We start from the raw sequence: 18,117 nt of genomic DNA on the forward strand, positions 1-18,117 counted from the left end.
GAAGCAGAGGCGCTTTACAACAGCGAAGCTGGTCAATCCACGTTGCTTTCAGGCGAGAGGCCAAAATGGATTCCCGCTTCCGCGGGAATGACGGCTAGAAAAGCTCAATGACCGCCGCTTGTCCCCGAAGCTGCTGGCGCATCTGTACTCGCCGCCGGCTTCGGCACCACCTGATAGAACGTCTCGCCCGGTTTGATCAAACCCAGTTCACCGCGAGCACGCGCCTCTACCGCCTGCTCGCCATGCTTGAGATCGTCCACATCCGCAGCAAGCGCCTGGTTGCGTTGAGTGAGCTTGTCGTTTTCGTCCTGCTGTTTTTGAACTGCAGCATGCAAGTTTGTTACCTCGGACATGCCACCGTGACTGGACCACAGCTCAAACTGCAGTCCAATCAGTATCAGCAGCAGGATCAAGGCGACCCAACGCAACATGATTCAGGCGATAACCTCGCTCAGCCAGGCAAATGAGTCAGGCTCGGGAACGCATTGCGGCCAGCGTAGCGAGCCTCGGCGCCCAGTGCTTCTTCGATGCGCAGCAGCTGGTTGTACTTCGCCACGCGGTCAGTGCGGCACAACGAACCGGTCTTGATCTGCGTGGCGGTAGTGGCGACGGCGATGTCGGAGATGGTGGTGTCTTCGGTTTCGCCGGAGCGATGCGAGACGATCGCCGCGTACTTGGCTGCGTCGGCCATGGCGATGGCTTCCAAGGTTTCCGACAGCGTACCAATCTGGTTCACCTTGATCAGGATCGCATTGGCGACCTTCTTCTCGATGCCTTCGCGGAAGATCGACGGATTGGTCACAAACAGATCGTCGCCGACCAGCTGCACCTTGTTACCGATCTTGTCGGTGAGGAGCTTCCAGCCGTCCCAGTCACCCTCAGCCATGCCGTCTTCGATGGTGACGATCGGATATTGCTGTGCCCAGCTTGCCAGCAGATCGACGAACTGCGCCGGCGTGTAAACCTTGCCCTCGCCTTCCAGATCGTACTTGCCGTCCTTGAAGAATTCGGAACTGGCGACGTCGAGGCCGAGCAGGATGTCGCTGCCGATCTTGTAGCCGCTCTTGTTCACAGCTTCGAGGATGGTATCCAGCGCTTCGATGTTGGAACGCAGGTTTGGCGCGAAGCCGCCTTCGTCACCCACCGCCGTGTTGAGGCCCTTGCCTTTCAGCACGCTCTTCAGCGCATGGAAGATTTCCGTGCCGGCACGCAACGCTTCTGAAAAGCTCGGCAGGCCCACCGGCAGCACCATGAATTCCTGCACGTCGACGTTGTTGTCGGCATGGGCACCACCATTGATGATGTTCATCATCGGCACGGGCAGCGCGCCCGGCTTGCCGTGGGAGAGGTACTTCCACAGCGGTTCGTGACGCGAAGCCGCCACGGCATGCGCGGCAGCCATGGAGACGCCGAGCAGTGCGTTCGCACCAAGACGCCCCTTGTTTGGCGTGCCATCGAGGTCGATCAGCTTCTTGTCCAGACCTTTCTGATCGACCGCATCGAAACCTTTCAGCGTGTTGGCGATTTCGCCGTTGACGTTGCCGACTGCCTTTTTCACGCCCTTGCCCAGGTAACGCGATTTATCGCCATCGCGCAGTTCCACCGCTTCGCGCGTGCCGGTCGATGCGCCGCTCGGCACCGCAGCGCGACCGAATGCGCCACTGGCCAGCGTTACTTCTGCTTCGAGCGTGGGGTTGCCGCGGGAGTCGAGGATTTCACGGGCGTGGATGTTGGTGATCTGCGTCGTCATTGAGTCGTATCCCTAATCGATTAGTGCTTGAAGAGCCAAAACATCAGGACCGCGATGCCCACGAACAGCACCGCGACCACCATGCGGTAGAACTTCTGGAAGCGCCGGGTGACATCTAGCGCCTGCTCCTGCTTGGCGATGGCCAGTTCGCTGTGTTTCCGATACAGCTCCAAATGCTCGCGCTGAATATCGCGAATCTCAGTCAGTAATCGGATCAGCGATTCGTCTGTGGCCATGCGCGTCCTTAGGCTAAAGCGTGCTCTCGAGGAAACCGTGGCGCTTGGTGACCTGGTCGAGCTCGAGCAGCGTCTGTAACAACGCTTCCATCTTGCCCAGCGGCCAGGCATTCGGCCCGTCGCTGAGTGCCTTGCTCGGGTCTGGATGAGTCTCCGCAAACAAGCCGGCAATGCCCACCGCGACCGCTGCGCGCGCCAGCACCGGCACGAATTCGCGCTGACCACCTGAACTGGTGCCTTGCCCACCCGGCAACTGCACCGAGTGCGTAGCATCGAACACTACCGGACAGCCCGTTTCACGCATCACGCTCAGGGAGCGCATGTCGGAAACGAGATTGTTGTAACCGAAGCTGGCACCGCGTTCGCAGACCAGAATGTCATCGTTGCCGACATCCTTGGCCTTGGCCACGACGTTCTTCATGTCCCATGGTGCGAGAAACTGGCCTTTCTTGATGTTCACCGGCTTGCCGGCGCGGGCCACCTTCTGGATGAAATCGGTCTGACGGCAGAGGAAGGCGGGCGTCTGCAGCACGTCCACCACCGCAGCCACTTCATCCATCGGTGTGTATTCGTGCACGTCGGTAAGTACCGGCACGCCCACCTGCCGCTTCACTTCCGCCAGAATGCGCAGGCCTTCTTCCATGCCAAGACCCCGAAAGCTACTGCCCGACGAACGGTTGGCTTTGTCGAAGCTGGATTTGAAGATGAAGTTGATGCCGAGCCGGCTGGTGATTTCCTTCAGCTTGCCCGCCGTATCGAGCTGCAGTTGTTCGGATTCCACCACACAAGGGCCAGCGATCAGGAACAGCGGCTGATTCAGGCCGACCTCGAAACCGCACAACTTCATGCAACCGACTCCTTTGCAGCCAGCTTTTCGCCGTCGCGCACGGCTTTGAATTCCCGCGCGGCGCGCACGAAACCGATAAACAACGGATGGCCGTCACGCGGCGTGGAGGTGAACTCCGGATGCGCCTGACAGCCAAGGAACCACGGATGCTTCTGCATCGGCAGTTCGACGATTTCCACCAGCAGATCGTCCATCGACTTGCCCGAAATCACCATGCCCAGATCTTCGAACGATTGGCGATAGCGGTTGTTGAATTCATAGCGATGGCGATGGCGCTCACGCACGATGTCCTGCCCATAAAGCTGGCGCGCCAGCGTACCGGCCTTGAGGCGGCATTCCTGGGCACCCAGGCGCATGGTGCCGCCAAGATCAGAGCGCTCGCTGCGCTGCTCGACTTCGCCGGTCGCCGTGGTCCATTCGGTGATCAGTCCGATCACTGGATTCGGCGTGTGGCGGTCGTTCTCGCTGGAATCGGCGTCCGCCAGATTGGCCACGTTGCGCGCAAAATCCACCACCGCCGCATGCATGCCGTAGCAGATGCCGAAATACGGCACGCCATGCTCGCGCGCGTACTTGGAGGCCAGAATCTTGCCCTCGAAGCCGCGCTTGCCGAAGCCGCCAGGCACCAGGATCGCATCAACGCCACTGAGCACCTTGGCCGCACCTTCGGCTTCGATCTGCTCGGAGTCGATCCACTTCAGGTTTACGCGCGTCTGCTGCTTGATCCCGCCATGGCGCAACGCCTCACCCAGCGACTTGTAGGCATCCTTGTGCTCAACGTATTTGCCAACGATGGCGACCGTGACCTCGTCCTTCGGGTGCTCAACCGCATCCACCGTACGCTGCCAGCCGGAAAGATCAGCCGGCTTGGCGTCGAGGCCCATCTTCTTGACGACGATGTCATCCAGGCCCTGCTGATGCAGCCAAAGCGGCTGCTTGTAGATGATGTCCACATCGGCCGCACTGATCACTGCCTGCTCCGGCACATTGGTGAACAGCGCGATTTTGCGGCGCTCGCTATCCGGCAGCGGCTGTTCGCAGCGGCACAGCAGGATGTCCGGCTGGATACCGATGGAGCGCAGCTCCTTCACCGAGTGCTGGGTTGGCTTGGTTTTGATCTCGCCAGCGGCCTTGATGTACGGCACCAGGGTCAGGTGCATGAACAGGCACTTTTCCGGGCCATGCTCGATGCGCAGCTGGCGGATCGCCTCCAGGAAGGGCTGGGACTCGATATCGCCCACCGTGCCGCCGATCTCGACCAGGGCCACATCGAAGCCACGGGTGGCCTCGTGGATGCAGTGCTTGATCTCGTCGGTGATGTGCGGAATGACCTGAACGGTGGCACCCAGGTAGTCGCCACGGCGCTCCTTGCGGATGACCGATTCGTAGATCTTGCCGGTGGTGATGGAATTCTTGCCGGTGAGGCGGGTATGGACGAAACGCTCGTAATGGCCAAGGTCCAGGTCGGTCTCGGCGCCGTCGTCGGTCACATAGACCTCGCCGTGCTGGAACGGACTCATGGTGCCCGGATCCACATTGATGTAGGGATCGAGCTTCATCATGGTGACCGAGAGGCCCCGGGCCTCAAGAATGGACGCGAGCGACGCCGCCGCGATGCCCTTGCCAAGCGAGGACACCACACCGCCAGTGACGAAAATCAGGGGGGTCATGGAAAGCAGCCGTGCTGGAAATCGGCATTTTAGCGGCAGATCGCTTCTACCGCGAGATGGCTGCGCGGACAAAGGCCGAAATATTCTGTTGCAGGACGCCGGTCAGCCCATTTGTAGGTTGGGTTAGCGCAGCGTAACCCAACGATGCCGCCTCGAATGTTGGGTTACGCTGCGCTAACCCAACCTACGGGCTAAGGACAGCGGGCAGTGCTCGTTCGACGAGAGCCGGCGGCTTTTGGCAAGTGGATGGAATTTGGCAGGTAATGCGCTTCCGGTCATAGCGCGGGCAAACAAAATGCCAATAACTGAAACCCTCGGCCATGTGAAGCATGAGCCGGCCCCACCCTTGCAGCCCGGCAGGCAGTGCATCGACCAAGGCTGACAGTTTCGCCAACTCCGTGCGGCACATGCCAACCACCCGGTCGTATGCCGATTCGACATCGCATTGATGCCGGTTCTGAACCAGCGCAACGAGATTTACGCGATCGGCGTCCTTTTCCACACTTACCAGTTCATTCACGATAGCGACGACGGCGGACGCCGCCATCACGACGCGCCGGGCCACCGGCACGCAATCCACGTCCCCAACATCCAGATCGAGAAGCTGCGCGGTAGGAATCACGCCGATCGTGACGAGGCGCCTGCGTAGATGAGACCAAGGATTCACCACGCCAGCCGAACATACGGACTGATTTTCGCAGGCGACCGTCTTCACCCAGGTACCCATCTTTCGATTGAGCCGGTGCAGATAGTCGGGAGAAACGCCCAATCCTTTGTAGCCTTCTACGATCGACCTCCAAGCTCGTAGATAGGGGTCCTTTTCGTGCCAGGTGCCGCTATCCCATCGAAATGCATTCGCCAAGCCATGCAAGATGGCACTCAGATCCGTGGCCCTTTCCACCACCACGTCGTCCCAGAGCAACCATAAGGTGATGTATTTCGAATACAGCAAAAGCTCTTCGTTTTTGGCAAAGGGATGTGAAAAGCCTGCGTATCCCCACACCGCCATGTTGCTCACGCTTTCTAGATAACGCTCATCAGGGATAAGGCCCGAGACCTCCATCCAGGCAATCGTTTCGCGCTCTACTTCATACGCATAGGGCGAAAGTTTCACATGCGAAAGACTTAGCTTATGGCGTACAGGCATGCGCGAGCTCGCCGGAGCCTGCATCCGCAACTCGTTAACCGAATCCATTCCCATCGTCCACCTCGTGTGGCGAGAAGTGACTGCAGCAACGAATGACTATCGACAAGGCGACACGTACCACCTAGCGCATTCACGCTCCGAGCGGCACTCGCAACTTAGGAGTCGCACCCGTATCGGCACGCAGCTGATGCTATGCGTGCAGCTATAAACCTTGGAATAAATTGCCGTTAAAAACCTAATCGGCAACGTGTCCCCCTTCTTATTTCATGCAATTCATTTCGAGCACTACGCCGCAGCAAAGAAGCTGCGCATAAAAAAAGCCTCCCGCACGGGGAGGCTCATTCTTCGGGTCGGTACAAAAAGACCCACGATCCCGCCCACAGAGATGGGCGGGATCGCATACGCCTTTAGCCGATGCTTGAGGACATGGACTGCGTCACCGGATGCATCATGTAGAGGTTCATGTTGTGCATCACCCACAACGAACCCACCACCACGATGGCGATGATAAGCAAGGTGAATACGCCGATCGACAGGTTGTCGCGCTGCCCCGGGGCAGCGCTCATGTGCAGGAAGAACGCCAACTGCACCAGCAACTGCGCAATGCAGAACACCACGATGCCCGGCGCCACCAGGTGCTGCGGCACTGCCCCGCTCATCACGCAGCCGAACGACAGCACCGTGAGAATCAGCGACAGCGCAAAGCCGACGGTGTAGCTCTTCAGGCTACCGTGTGCGTTGTGTGCGTGGGCATCAGAATGACCATGTTGGCTCGACATTTCAGAGCACTCCGAACAGATAGACGAAACTGAACACGCAGATCCACACCAGATCCAGGAAGTGCCAGAACAAGCTCAGGCACGACAGGCGGCGCTGCACGGCATCGTTGAGACCGAACTTGCCCACCATCACCATCATCACTGCCAGCCAGATCAAGCCGGAGGTAACGTGCAAACCGTGCGTACCGACCAGGCCGAAATACGCCGAAAGGAAGGCGCTGCGGCTTGGGCCCGCGTTCTCGAACGCTATCAGGTGGTGGAATTCGTAGACTTCCATGCCCACGAAGCCTGCACCGAACAGGAAGGTGACGAACAACCAGGCGATCACCTTGCCGCGCTTGCCCGCGTGCATGTTCAGCATGGCCAAGCCGAAGGTGAAGCTGCTGATCAGCAGCAGCATGGTTTCGCCGAACACGAACTTGAGATTGAACAGCTCCTTGCCGGTCGGACCACCGGCGGTGGCGTGTCCCAGCACGGCGAAGGTGGCGAACAGGCCCGAGAAGATCAGGCAGTCGCTCATCAGGTAGATCCAGAAACCCAGCAAGGTCTTGGAACCGTCGTCGTGATGCTCGTGGGCACCGCCGTGTGCGACGGCGCCGTTAGCAGTAATTGCGGTACTCATGGTTTAAGCCACCTTCTCGCCGGCCGATGCCGGGCCCACGTTTTCGATCAGCTTGTGCAGCGGCACCAGGCGTGCACGCTCGATCTTCTCGACCTCGGCACCCGGTACGTAGTAATCCACGTCGGTGTCGAAGGCCCGCACGAGGAACGTGCCGATCATGCAGAGCAGACCGCCAATGGCCAGCCACCAGATGTGCCACACCATGGCAAAGCCGAACACTGTGCCGAATGCCGCCATGATCAGGCCCGCACCCGTGTTGCGCGGCATATGGATATCGTCGTAGTGCGCATGCTGCGGGTAGGCGCGCTTGTGTTCCTTGTCGGCCCAGAACTGATCCAGCTCTTCCACCTTCGGCAACACCGCGAAGTTGTAGAACGGCGCTGGCGAGCTTGTCGCCCACTCCAGCGTACGGCCGCCCCACGGGTCGCCAGTCAGGTCGGGATTCGCAGCGCGGTTGCGGATGCTCACCACGAACTGCAGCAGCATGAAACCAATGCCCGCGGCGATGAAGACGGCACCGACGGCCGCCACGATCAGGTACGGCTGCCACGCAGGGTTCGCATAGTGATTCATGCGGCGCGTCATGCCCATCAGGCCCAGCACATACAGCGGCATGAAGGCCATATAGAAGCCGATCACCCAGCACCAGAACGAGGCTTTGCCCCAACGCTCTTCCAACTTGAAGCCGAAAGCCTTCGGGAACCAGTAGTTCAATGCCGCAAACAGACCAAACAGCACACCGCCGATGATCACGTTATGGAAGTGCGCGATCAGGAACAGACTGTTATGCAGCACGAAGTCCGCACCCGGCACCGCCAGCAACACGCCAGTCATGCCACCGATGGTGAACGTGACCATGAACGCCACCGTCCACATCATCGGCAAGGTGAAGCGGATGCGGCCGCGATACATGGTGAACAGCCAGTTGAACAGCTTCACGCCGGTCGGGATCGAAATGATCATGGTCGAGATGCCGAAGAAGGCATTCACGTCCGCGCCCGATCCCATGGTGAAGAAGTGATGCAGCCACACCACGAAGGACGCCACGCCAATACCCGCGGTGGCGTATACCATCGACTTGTAGCCGAACAGCGGCTTGCCACTAAACGTCGCCACGACCTCGGAAAATACACCGAAGCACGGCAGGATCAGGATGTACACCTCGGGATGGCCCCAGATCCAGATCAGGTTGATGTACAGCATGGCGTTGCCGCCAAGCTCGTTGGTGAAGAAGTGCATGCCCAGATAGCGATCGGCTGCCAGCAGCGCCAGCGCCACCGTCAGGATCGGGAAGGCCGCCACGATCAGGATGTTGGTGACCAGCGCCGTCCAGGTGAACACCGGCATCTGCATCATCTTCATGCCCGGCGTACGCATGCGCAGGATGGTCACAATGAAGTTGATACCGCTCAGCGTAGTGCCCAAGCCGGATAGCTGCAGTGCCCAGATGTAGTAATCCACCCCTACGGTGGGACTGAATTTCAGCTCCGACAGCGGCGGATACGCCAGCCAGCCGGTGGCGGCAAAGTCACCCACGAACATCGAGATCATGACCAGCACCACACCCGAAGCGGTGAGCCAGTAGCTGAGCGAGTTCAGGAACGGATAGGCCACGTCGCGTGCGCCGATCTGCAGCGGCACCACCAGGTTCATCAGGCCCACCACGAACGGCATGGCCACGAAGAAGATCATGATCACGCCGTGCGCGGTGAAAATCTGATCGTAGTGATGCGGCGGCAGGTAGCCGGCCGCATCCGCCGAAGCGACCGCTTGCTGGGCGCGCATCATGATGGCGTCGGCAAAGCCGCGCAGCAGCATCACGATCGCCAGGATCACGTACATGATGCCGATGCGCTTGTGGTCCACCGTAGTGAACCATTCACTCCACAGATAACCCCACTTGCGCTGGAAGGTGACCCAGCCAAGCAGTGCCGCGGTGCCGAGGGACACCATCAACAGGGTGCCCATGATGATCGGCTCATGATAAGGAATGGCCGATAGAGAAAGTTTTCCGAACATGGCCTACTCCGCAGCCTTGGCGTGATCGTTTGGCGAAGGAATGGCGCTGGCCTGCGCAGGCTCGGCACCGATCTTGTCCATCTTCATGTCGCCCATGTACTGGGCAATGATGGCGTTGAACAGGCCGGGCTTGACGTTGGTGTAGTACGTCACCGGCACCTTTTCGCTCGGTTGCGCCAGCGTGTGATAGGTCTGGTCATCCAGGCTGAGCTGGCTGGCCTTGGCCTTGTTGATCCAGTCCTGGAAACCCTGCTGCGACGTCGCGATCGCCGTGAAGTGCATGTCCGAGAAACCCGCACCGCTGTAGTTGCTGGACAGGCCGGCATAGGTGCCCGGCTGGTTCGCAATCAGGTGGAGCTGTGTTTCCATGCCCGCCATCGCGTAGATCTGGCTACCGAGCTGCGGAATGAAAAACGCATTCATCACCGAGTCGGACGTGATCTCGAAATGCACCGGCACGTTGGTCGGCAGCGCCAATTCATTGACGCTGGCTACGCCGTATTCCGGATAGATGAACACCCACTTCCAATCCATTGACACGGCCTGGATGGTGATCGCCTTGGCCTGATGATCCAGCGGCTTGTACGGATCAAGCTCGTGCGTGGTGCGCCAGGTGATCGTGCCGAGAATCGCGATGATGATGCAGGGAATGATCCACACCACTGCCTCGATCGCGGTCGAATGCGACCACTTCGGCGCATACTTGGCTTTGGTATTGGAAGCACGATAGCGCCAGGCGAAGATCAGGGTCATCGCAATGACCGGGACCACGACCAGCAGCATCAAACCCGTGGCGATCAGGATCAACGACTTTTCCTGGGCGCCGATATCGCCCATGGGCGACATGAGTTCCAAATTGCAACCGCTGAGCAGGAGCGCAGCGAAGCCTACGCACGACCAGCGTGCGGCGGAGACGAGGGAACGCTTGTTCACGAACGACTCTTAAGAAGGACTGATTGGGAGGTGTCGTGGGGAAACGACTCAGATATGTTATCGCGCTGCAGCAAGGTGTGACTAGCCTGCAGGCTGTTACATCCGCCAGACAGAATGTCGCGGGCGATGCGCAACGCAATGTGTCGCGACTAACGCAGGGTGCATCTGTGTAGATAAAGTACGCACGATATGCCTGCTACCATGCGCCGATGAGCACTCCGATTCCCGCCCGCATCGCCGCCTTGCGCGAAATGATGGCCAGGCATGGCATCGCCGCCTGTCTTGTTCCCACCGCCGATCCGCATTTGTCGGAATACCTGCCCGCACATTGGCAGGCACGCGAATGGCTATCCGGTTTCGACGGCTCGGCAGGCACCTTGCTTGTCACCGCCAAGGATGCTGGGGTGTGGACCGATTCGCGCTATTTCTCACAGGCCGAACAACAGCTTGCGGGTAGTGGTATTGCCTTGATGAAGCAACGCGTTTCGCATGCGCCGGAACATCTGACGTGGTTGCAGCAGCACCTGCATCAGGGCGACGTGGTGGCAGTAGCCGGCGACAGCGTATCGGTGGCGATACAACGCCAGATCGAGCGTCTGCTGGGCAGCGTGGGCGCGACGCTGCGCGTCGATCTCGACCTGCCTGGCATGGTGTGGCATGACCGTCCCACCCTGCCGCATGCGCCGGTGTTCGAACATCCGCTCACCTACGCCGGCACGACCCGCGCCGAAAAATTCGAGAAGCTGCGCAACGCGATGCGCAAGCAGCACGCCACGCATCATCTCGTCTCCAGCTTGGACGACGTCGCCTGGCTCACCAACCTGCGTGGCAGTGATGTCGAATGCAATCCGGTGTTCCTGGCGCACTTGTTGGCAGAATTATCCGGACAGGCCACGCTGTTCGTCGATCGGGACAAGCTCAACGATGATATCGTCGCGGCGCTCCATACCGACGGCATCCGCATCGCCAATTACGCTACGCTGGCCGATGCGCTTGGTGAATTGAAAGCCAGCGACACCTTATTGTTCGATCCAGGCCGCGTGGTAAGTCTGGTATTGCAAGCCGTCGCGCCGGACGTAAAACGCGTTGAGGCGCAAAACCCCTCCACGGCGTTCAAGGCGATCAAGAGCAAGAGCGAACTGGCGCATATCCGCGAAGCGATGCGCCGCGATGGCGCTGCGCTGGTACGCGCATTTCGCCGCCTGGAAGAGCGGCTCGCCGCCGGTATGACGCAGACCGAACTCGATGTGGATGCGCTGCTGCGTGATGAGCGCTCGGCCCAACCGAACTTCGTTGGCGAAAGTTTCGCCACCATCGCCGGCTACATGGAGAACGGCGCGCTGCCGCACTATCGCGCCACATCGGAAGCACATAACACCTTGCAGCGCCACGGTCTGTTGCTGGTCGATTCGGGTGGACAATACTTGGGCGGCACCACCGACATCACGCGCGTATTGGCGCTGGGGCCGACTACCTCCGAACAACGGCGTGATGCCACGCTGGTCATGAAAGGCATGATCGCGCTCTCGCGCGCTCGCTTTCCGAAAGGCGCGAGCGGCCCGCAACTCGACGCGCTGGCCCGCGCTCCGCTCTGGGCCAGCGGCATGGACTACGGCCATGGCACCGGCCACGGTGTCGGGTATTTCTTGAATGTGCACGAAGGGCCGCACGGCATCCGCCCACCGGTTTCCGGCACCACGCTGGTGCCGCTCGAACCCGGCATGATCACCTCGATCGAGCCCGGCTTATATAAGCCGGCCCGCCATGGCATCCGTCACGAGAACCTCGCTGTGGTGGTGGAAGCCGACCAGACCGAGTTCGGTGATTTCTACGCGTTCGAAACACTCACGCTGTGCCCGTTCGACCGCCGCGCACTGGAACCCAGCCTGCTCAATCCTGAGGAGCGCGCATGGCTGGACGATTACCACGCCACCGTGCGAGCGGCGCTGGCGCCGTTGCTGGAGGGAGCGGATCTGGCGTGGCTGCAGAAGCACTGCGCACCGCTATAAGAAGCCGACTCAACGATACCTTGCTCCCAGTCGAGTTTGAGCTACGACATGTCGCTTATACGACATGTCGCTTAACTGAGTGTCCGTGATTCAGGGGCAAGATCAAGGCACCCAGATGACCTCGATCGAGCCCTCACCTGAGTTGTTGTGGAGATTGCTCGTGTCGGGAAACCGCGTTACCGGGAAGGGGCAAAGGTGACGCCGAGGAAAGTCACTGTCTCGGCGGCATTGGCCTGAAGAGAGCCTGTACCAAAACCCCTATCGTTAGCGGTGTAATCGATTTGCCAATTGCCGTTGGCGTCCGCGGTCGTACGGCCGAGAATTGACCATTCGGCTTGCTCATCAAGGGTCCCTTGGCGACCACTAGGGTCATGAAGTACCACCTCTGCATTCGGGTTCGCGGTTCCTTTGAAAGTGACAGTTTCATATGGGTGAATGACTGTGCCGTCAGCTGGGCTGGTAAACTTTACCGGAGCGACACTTGCACGTGAATCAGAGCTTGCACTCGATGAGGATCCTCCGGCAGCAGGTGCCGGGTTGTTCGCTTGAAGAAGTGTCGCCGGGTAGTGCGTTGCTGTATTTGTGCTTTGCTTAGTATCCGTATTGAACGGATTACCTACATTGGTTGTAGACGGCCCTGCTTGCGCGTTGGAAGCGGCGCCAGCTGCACTCGATGAGGGTACTGTGGGCGCAAGCGTCGTCGGGCAGTTCGATTGAACAGGATTAATCATGGGGAGACTCTCCGCTGGAAGAGCACACAGGCTAGAACTTAGAGAACACGAATCTGCGGCATTCCTATATTTCGCTCAAAGCGTTCTTTCTCCTCTTGCTTCGAAGGCGCATGACGTATGTGAGCAACGGGGGGCGCGCGGCGATTTACCGCCGGATCAGATAGATTTGAAAACAGCATCTAAGAGGCTAATACTCGGCAGCAGGACAAGGCGAGATCGCCCCGCCATCTTGACCTCTCCGGCCTCACCACCCATCCTCCCGCGCTCACTCCCGTATCCAGCATCCGCATGAGCAGCCGCTATAACGCCGCCGACATCGAAGTCCTCTCCGGCCTAGACCCCGTCAAACGCCGACCGGGCATGTACACCGACACCACGCGCCCGAACCACCTGGCGCAGGAAGTGATCGACAACTCGGTCGACGAGGCGCTGGCCGGCCACGCCAAATCGATCGAAGTGATCGTGCATACCGACGGCTCGGTGGAAGTGACCGACGACGGCCGTGGCATGCCGGTGGACATCCACCCGGAAGAAGGCATTCCCGGCGTCGAGCTGATCCTCACCCGCCTGCATGCGGGCGGCAAATTCTCCGGCAAGAACTACAACTTCTCCGGCGGCCTGCACGGCGTGGGCGTGTCGGTGGTGAATGCACTGTCGAACAAGGTGGAAGTGACCATCCGCCGCGACGGCAACGAATACCGCATGGCGTTCGCCAACGGCGACCGCGCCAGTCCGCTGGAAACCATCGGCACGGTCCCGAAGAAGAAAACCGGCACCACCGTGCGCTTCTGGGCCGATCCCAAATACTTCGACTCGCCGAAGATTTCGCTTTCCAAGCTCAAGCATCTGCTGCGCGCCAAGGCGGTGCTGTGCGCCGGCCTCAACGTGAAACTCCTCGACGAAGCCAGCGGCGAAGTCAGCGAGTGGTATTACGAGGACGGGCTGCGTGACTACCTGCGCGGCGAACTCGACGGTGCCGAATGCGTGCCGGCCGACCTGTTCGTGCACCACGTCGCACGCGACACGGAAGGCCTCGACGTCGCCTTCACCTGGCTACCGGAAGGCGAGTTGGTGCAGGAAAGCTACGTCAACCTGATTCCTACCGTGCAAGGCGGCACGCACGTCAACGGCTTGCGCAGCGGCCTGACCAATGCGGTGCGCGAATTCTGCGACATCCGCAACCTGCTGCCGCGCGGTGTGAAGCTCGCGCCGGAAGATGTGTGGGAACGGCTGGCCTTCGTACTATCAGCCAAATTGCAGGACCCGCAGTTCGCCGGCCAAACCAAAGAACGCCTTTCCTCGCGCAACGCCGCGGCACTGGTGGAAGGTGTGGTGCATGACGCCTTCAGTCTTTGGCTCAACCAGCATGTCGATCTCGGCGAACGCATCGCACAGCTCGCGATTGAACGCGCCAGCGCACGATTGAAAGCCGCCAAGCAGGTGGTGCGCAAGAAAATCACTCAAGGCCCTGCCCTGCCGGGCAAGCTGGCCGACTGCACGGCCACCGATCTCACGCGCACTGAGCTGTTCCTGGTGGAAGGCGATTCGGCTGGCGGCAGCGCCAAGCAGGCACGTGACAAGGAATTCCAGGCGATCCTTCCACTGCGCGGCAAGATCCTCAACACCTGGGAAGTGGAATCCACTTCCGTGCTCGCTTCGGAAGAAGTGCATAACCTCGCCGTAGCTATCGGCTGCGATCCGGGCAAGGATGATTTGAGCGGCTTGCGCTACGGCAAGGTGGTCATCCTGGCCGACGCGGATTCCGACGGATTGCACATCGCCACCCTGCTCAGCGCATTGTTCCTGCGTCACTTCCCTGCCCTGGTGCGTGAAGGCCATGTATTTGTGGCCATGCCGCCGCTTTTCCGTGTCGACGTTGGCAAGCAGGTGTTCTACTGCCTGGACGAAAACGAAAAACAGGCCATGCTGCAGAAAGTCGAGCGCGAGAAGATGAAGGGCCAGGTCACCGTTACCCGCTTCAAGGGCCTGGGTGAAATGAATCCAGGGCAGTTGCGCGAATCCACCATCCATCCCGACACGCGCCGTCTGGTGCAACTTACGGTGGAAGACAGCGATGGCACGGCCAAGCTGATGGATATGTTGCTGGCGAAAAAGCGCGCTTCGGATCGCAAGAGCTGGCTGGAAGAGAAAGGCGATTTGGCCACGCTGGAAGTCTGAACCCGACAACAGCATTCGCCTTCACGAACGCGAGGCACACGCCGAGTAGGGCCGCTACGAAACGTCGGACACAATGCGCCGCTACACGCGGCGCATTTTTTTGTGCGCATATGGACAGGCGCATTGGGCATGAAGAAGTTCTCGAGATGGTGGTTGGCGCTCCTTGCCCTAGCTTGCGCGGGATGCAAGCCCACTCCCCCCGTCAATGGCCACATCGTGCCCGAAGCAAAACTCAGCAAGGGCCAATTGATCCAGTCCGACCCCAACCGCATGGCCAACCTGGAGATGCGCAACAATCTCGAGGCGCTGTACCTGTTGATGGACAAGCTCTACAAGCGCAATCCTTCGGAATGGAAAAAAGGCAGCGCATCCAGCCGCGATGCAGCGGAAACACAAATACGCCATGCCATCGACCAGCACACGCCGCTGCCTGGGCTGGACGCGCGCGACACCAAGGCCATGGAGCTGGCACTGGATCCGCATTTCAAGGGCGATCGCGTCGCCACCTTCATCTATGGCATCGGCGACATGCTGGTCACCGCGCACGGCGGCAAGCACGTGTTCTATCTCATTGACGGGCTTGACGCCCAGCGTGTCTACAACGCCGCGCGCAACGTGGAGATTGCCATGTGACTGCTGTCCCAGCGCAAAGACAGTGCTGGACATCCGCTGCTGCTCTCCAATGCGCTGTCCGATCAGGGGCAGAACCTCAGCTTCGAGCGCCTGTTCGGCGGCATCATCGGGCGAACCGACCTGGTGGCGGAATTCACCTCCGAAAAATATCGCCGCGCGGTGATCGACTATGGGCAAAGCTTCGTTGGTGGACAATTCCTACAATTTCTGCCAGTAAGCGAAGTCGCTGGCGCCGCGTCTTCCCTCTAATGCCGCGTCAGCGTTATGGTGACGCCCGGCTTCCACCGGATCGGGCTTATGTCGTTGCTACCTTCCTTCGACCTGCAACGCTGGATCGACGAACACCGTCACCTACTCAAACCGCCTGTTGGCAATAAATGCATTGTCGATGGCGATTTCATCATCATGATCGTCGGCGGTCCGAATGCACGTACCGACTATCACCATGACGAAGGTCCCGAGTTCTTCTACCAGCTCGAAGGCGAGATGGTACTGAAAGTGCAAGACGACGGTGTCGCCCGCGACATTCCCATCCGTGCCGGCGAAATTTTCTATCTGCCACCACGCGTACCGCATTCGCCGCAACGCATGCCCGAATCGATTGGCATGGTGATCGAACGCCGTCGGCTTGCTCATGAGAAAGATGGCTTGCTGTGGTTCTGCGAGCGCTGCAATCACAAGCTGTATGAGGAATATTTCATACTGCAGAGCATCGAAGCGGATTTTCCACCGGTATTCGATCGATTCTATGCGTCGAAAGATGCACGCACGTGCAAGGCGTGCGGGCACCTCAATCCGGCGCCAGCACGTTACGGCTGACGCTCAAGCTGAACTCGCCAGCCACTTGCGCGCCATGCGGCGCAGCGATTCGTCCGTATCGTGCGCTTCCGCCAACTCACGTATGGCCACCCAGGCAAGCTCCAGGGATTCATCGCTGACCAAGAAATCCTCATGCTCACCAGCGCGCACGATGTAACGCACGTCGTAATGCCAATGTCCTGGCTCATGCTTGCGTTCCGGTATCCAATGCCGATCGACATCGAAAATGCCTGGCTCGACCGTCAGACCCTGCAGTCCTGACTCCTCCTCCGCTTCGCGCAATGCCACTGCGGCCAAATCGCTATCGCCGTCGGCGTGACCGCCCAATTGCAACCAGCGCTGCAACTTGCGGTGATGCGTCAACAGCACGCGCTCGCCATCGCCGCTTACCAGCCAGGCCGAACCCGTGAAATGGCCCGTTACATGCTCGCGATCGAATGGCCGCTCCGCCTCCTCCAGAAAAGCCAGACATGCCACGACATGTGGATCGCCCGGAAACGTTTCTGCATAGCGGCGCAAAGTCTGGTGCAAGGTCACACATCCACCTCAATGAATACGCTTGATAGCCGGGTCATTTTAAAAGTAATCCGATAGATCGGCTGCAAAGCCTTCTTTAGTTTCAATCGTGTGTCGGCGCTCGCCTACGGCCCCTTCCTACTCCTCCACACGATTGGGACTTTTCCGATGAAACGATTTGGCCTGAAACATACGACCTTTGCGCTGCTGTTCGCCTCCCTTGGTTGGTGCGCACAAGCCAGCGCCGCGGATTCGGATGTCAACTTCACCGGACCGCTGCTGACACCAAGTCCCAACGTGCCGCCCCAAGGCACATGGATGATCGAACCCTACCTCATGTACTACAAGAGTGCGGATGCCTACGACGATCAAGGCAACAGTCAGCCCAAGACCAACAGCGTCCGCCAATGGCAAACCCTGGTTCCGATCTTCTACAGCGTCACCGACCGTTTCATGCTGACAGCCTCCGTCGGTGCGGCACATTCCATGTCCGGTGGCATGCACACGGACGGCTGGGGCGCTACTGACACAACCATCGGCGGCCAATACCAGTTGCTCGCGCATAACGAAGACCGCACTTCGCCCGCGTTGGCCGTGCGCTACACACACCGGTTCCCCACCGGCGCCTATGACGAACTCAACGAAAATCCGCTTAATGCCACCGGCAATGGTGCGCATGTCGATACGTTCTCGCTGCTCGCGCAGCAGTACGCCTGGTTACCCAATGGTCGGCCCCTGCGCTTTCGCGCATCGATATCCTATTCGCTGCCGCCAAGCCGCGTAGACGTGAAAGGCACAAGTGCTTACGGCACACCGCAGGATTTTCGCGGTGGCATTCGACTGGGCAATTCGTTCGGCATCTCCACCGCGGTGGAATACAGCATCAACTCCAAATGGGCACTGGCGCTGGACTTGGCCTACAACCGCACGTCTGCTTCGCAGTTGAATGGTGTGCGGGGCGAAGGTGAAAACACGTCAGCGTTTTCACGACGTGATCCGCTACAGAACGTCTACAGCCTCGCGCCCGCCGTGGAATACAACTTCAATGATCGCTTCGGCCTGATTGCCGGCGTGCAATTCAGCTTTGCTGGGCGCAACAACGATGCGTTCATGACACCGATGGCGGCCTTCAACATGGTTTTCTGACGGTCGTCGCGACAAAAACGCAAGTGCCATCCGATGTCGAAAAAACGGTGTCGGATTGATTCACACCCCGTGATTTCAACTG

The 18,117-nt window shown here is 59.5% G+C and carries 17 protein-coding genes; 5 read left to right on the forward strand and 12 right to left on the reverse strand.

Annotation, left to right across the window (positions count from 1 at the left end; translation table 11 throughout):
• Window positions 1–104: 104 nt before the first annotated feature.
• The 10 genes from ftsB to cyoA form a co-directional block, all read right to left on the reverse strand.
• Window positions 105–431 carry a cell division protein FtsB gene (gene ftsB / locus IEX75_RS18135; RefSeq protein ID WP_188796326.1) on the reverse strand — a complete coding sequence of 109 codons (327 nt, stop codon included), beginning with the start codon at window positions 429–431 and terminating at the stop codon, window positions 105–107.
• A gap of 20 nt (window positions 432–451) precedes the next feature.
• Entirely contained in the window at window positions 452–1,750 is a 1,299-nt protein-coding gene (gene eno / locus IEX75_RS18140; protein ID WP_188796328.1) for a phosphopyruvate hydratase, read from the reverse strand.
• A gap of 20 nt (window positions 1,751–1,770) precedes the next feature.
• Window positions 1,771–1,986: a hypothetical protein gene (locus IEX75_RS18145; RefSeq protein ID WP_188796330.1), complete on the reverse strand. Its 216-nt coding sequence runs from the start codon at window positions 1,984–1,986 to the stop codon at window positions 1,771–1,773.
• A gap of 13 nt (window positions 1,987–1,999) precedes the next feature.
• On the reverse strand, window positions 2,000–2,833 hold the full coding sequence (gene kdsA, locus IEX75_RS18150) for a 3-deoxy-8-phosphooctulonate synthase (RefSeq protein ID WP_188796332.1): 834 nt from the start codon (window positions 2,831–2,833) through the stop codon (window positions 2,000–2,002).
• The gene (pyrG, locus tag IEX75_RS18155; protein WP_188796334.1) at window positions 2,830–4,503 is read right to left on the reverse strand and encodes a CTP synthase; all 1,674 of its coding nucleotides are present in this window, start codon (window positions 4,501–4,503) and stop codon (window positions 2,830–2,832) included. Before pyrG ends, kdsA begins: the two co-directional genes overlap by 4 nt.
• A gap of 184 nt (window positions 4,504–4,687) precedes the next feature.
• Window positions 4,688–5,698 carry a terpene synthase family protein gene (locus IEX75_RS18160; protein WP_188796336.1) on the reverse strand — a complete coding sequence of 337 codons (1,011 nt, stop codon included), beginning with the start codon at window positions 5,696–5,698 and terminating at the stop codon, window positions 4,688–4,690.
• A gap of 359 nt (window positions 5,699–6,057) precedes the next feature.
• Entirely contained in the window at window positions 6,058–6,429 is a 372-nt protein-coding gene (cyoD, locus tag IEX75_RS18165; RefSeq protein ID WP_188796337.1) for a cytochrome o ubiquinol oxidase subunit IV, read from the reverse strand.
• Between the two features lies 1 nt (window position 6,430).
• The gene (cyoC, locus tag IEX75_RS18170; RefSeq protein WP_188796339.1) at window positions 6,431–7,051 is read right to left on the reverse strand and encodes a cytochrome o ubiquinol oxidase subunit III; all 621 of its coding nucleotides are present in this window, start codon (window positions 7,049–7,051) and stop codon (window positions 6,431–6,433) included.
• A gap of 3 nt (window positions 7,052–7,054) precedes the next feature.
• Window positions 7,055–9,070, reverse strand: a complete 2,016-nt coding sequence (gene cyoB / locus IEX75_RS18175) for a cytochrome o ubiquinol oxidase subunit I (RefSeq protein ID WP_188796341.1) — start codon at window positions 9,068–9,070, stop codon at window positions 7,055–7,057.
• Between the two features lie 3 nt (window positions 9,071–9,073).
• Entirely contained in the window at window positions 9,074–10,003 is a 930-nt protein-coding gene (gene cyoA / locus IEX75_RS18180) for a ubiquinol oxidase subunit II (protein WP_229720943.1), read from the reverse strand.
• A 209-nt stretch (window positions 10,004–10,212) separates the two neighbouring features.
• Between cyoA and IEX75_RS18185 the strand changes: the two genes are divergently transcribed.
• Window positions 10,213–12,012, forward strand: coding sequence for an aminopeptidase P family protein (locus tag IEX75_RS18185; protein WP_188796343.1), 1,800 nt, complete (start codon window positions 10,213–10,215; stop codon window positions 12,010–12,012).
• A gap of 176 nt (window positions 12,013–12,188) precedes the next feature.
• Here the strand turns inward: IEX75_RS18185 and IEX75_RS18190 are convergent, their stop codons facing one another.
• Window positions 12,189–12,743, reverse strand: coding sequence for a hypothetical protein (locus IEX75_RS18190; protein WP_188796345.1), 555 nt, complete (start codon window positions 12,741–12,743; stop codon window positions 12,189–12,191).
• Between the two features lie 288 nt (window positions 12,744–13,031).
• Between IEX75_RS18190 and parE the strand changes: the two genes are divergently transcribed.
• The 3 genes from parE (at window position 13,032) to IEX75_RS18205 (ending at window position 16,373) form a co-directional block, all read left to right on the forward strand.
• Window positions 13,032–14,921 carry a DNA topoisomerase IV subunit B gene (gene parE, locus IEX75_RS18195; protein ID WP_188796347.1) on the forward strand — a complete coding sequence of 630 codons (1,890 nt, stop codon included), beginning with the start codon at window positions 13,032–13,034 and terminating at the stop codon, window positions 14,919–14,921.
• 216 nt (window positions 14,922–15,137) lie between these two features.
• The gene (locus IEX75_RS24230; RefSeq protein WP_229720944.1) at window positions 15,138–15,554 is read left to right on the forward strand and encodes a hypothetical protein; all 417 of its coding nucleotides are present in this window, start codon (window positions 15,138–15,140) and stop codon (window positions 15,552–15,554) included.
• A 297-nt stretch (window positions 15,555–15,851) separates the two neighbouring features.
• Window positions 15,852–16,373 carry a 3-hydroxyanthranilate 3,4-dioxygenase gene (locus IEX75_RS18205; RefSeq protein WP_188796349.1) on the forward strand — a complete coding sequence of 174 codons (522 nt, stop codon included), beginning with the start codon at window positions 15,852–15,854 and terminating at the stop codon, window positions 16,371–16,373.
• Between the two features lie 3 nt (window positions 16,374–16,376).
• Here the strand turns inward: IEX75_RS18205 and IEX75_RS18210 are convergent, their stop codons facing one another.
• Window positions 16,377–16,904, reverse strand: coding sequence for an NUDIX hydrolase (locus IEX75_RS18210; protein WP_423373286.1), 528 nt, complete (start codon window positions 16,902–16,904; stop codon window positions 16,377–16,379).
• A 153-nt stretch (window positions 16,905–17,057) separates the two neighbouring features.
• Between IEX75_RS18210 and IEX75_RS18215 the strand changes: the two genes are divergently transcribed.
• Window positions 17,058–18,035 (forward strand): transporter, encoded by a 978-nt coding sequence (locus IEX75_RS18215; RefSeq protein WP_188796353.1) that lies wholly within the window; start codon window positions 17,058–17,060, stop codon window positions 18,033–18,035.
• Window positions 18,036–18,117 lie beyond the last annotated feature (82 nt).

It is taken from the genome of Dyella nitratireducens (assembly GCF_014642835.1).
Lineage (GTDB): Bacteria > Pseudomonadota > Gammaproteobacteria > Xanthomonadales > Rhodanobacteraceae > Dyella_B > Dyella_B nitratireducens.